The sequence below is a fragment of the Micromonospora sp. NPDC002411 genome (assembly GCF_053592955.1).
Window position 1 is genome coordinate 1 of the sequence record NZ_JBSFBM010000563.1, and the last position, 2,497, is coordinate 2,497.

Here is a 2,497-nt window from a genome sequence, read left to right on the forward strand (position 1 = left end):
ACGAGGGCAAGGGCAAGGTTACCGACCTGCTGGGTGAGCGGGTCGACTACGTCGTGCGCTACTCCGGCGGCAACAACGCCGGTCACACGGTGATCACCCCGGACGGCCAGAAGTACGCACTGCACCTGATGCCCTCCGGAGCGCTCTCACCGAACGCGATGATCGTCATCGGTAACGGTGTGGTGGTCGACCCGAAGGTGCTGCTCGCCGAGATCGACGGCCTGGCCGAACGCGGCGTCGACGTGTCCCGGTTGCGGATCTCCGGCGACGCGCACCTGATCATGCCGCACCACCGGGCGTTGGACCGGGTGATCGAGCGCTACCTCGGCTCGTCCCGGATCGGCACCACCGGCCGGGGCATCGGCCCCGCGTACGGCGACAAGGTCGCCCGGATCGGCATCCGACTGCAGGACCTGCTCGACCCGGGCATCCTGCGCAAGAAGCTGGAACTCGCCCTGCGCGAGAAGAACCAGATCCTGTTCAAGGTCTACAACCGCAAGGCGATCGACCTTGAGGCGACCGTCGAGGAGTACCTGGCTTACGCGGAGCGGCTCAAGCCGTACATCGCGGAGACCCGGGCGATGCTCTGGGACGCCCTGGACCAGGGCGAGACGGTGCTGCTGGAGGGCGCGCAGGCCACCATGCTCGACATGGACCACGGCACGTACCCCTTCGTGACCTCGTCCAACCCGACCGCCGGTGGCGCCTGCGTGGGCGCTGGCATCCCGCCCACCGCGATCAGCAAGGTCATCGCGGTGAGCAAGGCGTACACGACCCGGGTCGGTGCGGGACCGTTCCCGACCGAGCTGTTCGACGCCAACGGTGACCACCTGCGCAAGATCGGCGCCGAGTACGGCACGACCACCGGACGGGAACGCCGGTGCGGGTGGTTCGACGCCGTCGTCGCCCGGTACGCCTGCCGCCTCAACGGTGTCACCGACCTGGTCATCACCAAGCTGGACGTGCTCACCGGCATGCCCAAGGTGCCGATCTGCGTCGGCTACGAGATCAACGGCGTGCGGGTCGACGACATGCCGATGAGCCAGACGGACTTCCACCACGCCAAGCCGGTCTACGAGGAACTCGACGGCTGGTGGGAGGACATCACCAAGGCGAGGACCGCCGAGGACCTCCCGGAGAACGCCCGCCGTTACATCGCGCGGATCGAAGAACTCTGCAACGCCAGAGTGAGCGTCGTAGGCGTAGGCCCAGGCCGAGACGAAAACGTCCAGTACCACCCCCTCCTCCCCTAAACCCGGGCTTCCGGCCCCGGAACCTTGCGGTTGATCATGAAGTTATTGCCACGACATGCCGAGTGAGATGGCAATAACTTCATGATCACCGAGTGCTAGTCGCGGGGTTATCCACAGGCGTTCGGGGGTTGTCCACAGGGGGCGGCTTCGGGGTCCGCTTTCCGTCAGGGTGGCCGGGTGGACGCCTTGGAACTTGTGCGGCGGATTGCGGCCGACCGGGATGGCATCGTGACGCTCGCGCAGGCGCGAGCCGCCGGTTTAAGCGTGCATGAGGTGCGGCGGTTGTGCCGGGCCGGGCGCTGGCGCGCGGTGGCGCGGGGAAGCTACCTCGTCGACGCCGACCTGTACGACGGCGTACCCCGCCGGGCGCGGATCCGAGCAGCGGTGACCTCGTTCGGCCCGGCGGCCGTCGCAGTGCTCTCGACGGCCGCTGAGCTGCACCGAGTAGCCGGGATGCGAGCCACCGAGTCGATCCATCTGTCGGTGCCGGGTCCGGCCGCCAGGCCGGCTCGACTCGCCCACCCGCAGGTGGTGGTTCACCAGTTGGTCGTCCCGCCCGCGCACCTCGTCCGGGTGGACGGAATCACCACCACCAAACCGCTGCGGACACTTGCCGACCTCTGTCTACGAGCCGACCGATACTCGGCGGTGAGTGTGCTGGATTCGGCGGTCAATCGTCGCCTTGTCGCCCCCGACGATCTACTCTCCATCCCGCCTTTCATCCGGGGGCGGCGCGGTGCGATCGCCGCGCGCGGCTACCTCGCCGAGGCGGACGGGCGGGCGCAGTCGCCGCTCGAGACGCGAGCCCGGCTGCGCTGCGTCGACGGCAAGGTTGCGCCCGACACGTTGCAACTCGAGGTACGCGACGATGACGGCTGCCTGCTCGGCATCGGCGACCTGGGCTGGCGTGGCCCGAGGGTCATCGCGGAGGCGGACGGCCGAGACGCCCACGGCACGCCGGAGGCCGCTTTCGCCGACCGCCGCCGACAGAATCGCCTGGTCAACGCCGGCTGGACCATCCTGCGCTTCACCTGGCAGGACACTCTCCGCCCCGACTACATCCCGTGGACCGTTCGCCAAGCGATCGCCGCATCCGGGCGGCGTTGATCATGAAGTTATTGCCATGACACGCCGAGCGGGATGGCAATAACCCCGCCACCGCCGAGCACCAACGCGCGCTGCATGTGACCCTCCTCTCGACGACCGGACCGCGCCGGTCACGGTAGCGTCGGCGCATCCTGCTC

General features: G+C 68.4%; 2 protein-coding genes. Both read left to right on the forward strand.

Annotated features, from left to right (window positions below):
* The coding region (locus ACWCO3_RS33890; protein WP_450014036.1) for an adenylosuccinate synthase at positions 1-1,253 on the forward strand (1,253 nt) is incomplete at its 5' end.
* 195 nt (positions 1,254-1,448) lie between these two features.
* Complete coding sequence (locus ACWCO3_RS33895; protein WP_280116503.1) at positions 1,449-2,360, forward strand: type IV toxin-antitoxin system AbiEi family antitoxin domain-containing protein; 912 nt, start codon at positions 1,449-1,451, stop codon at positions 2,358-2,360.
* Positions 2,361-2,497: the final 137 nt, after the last annotated feature.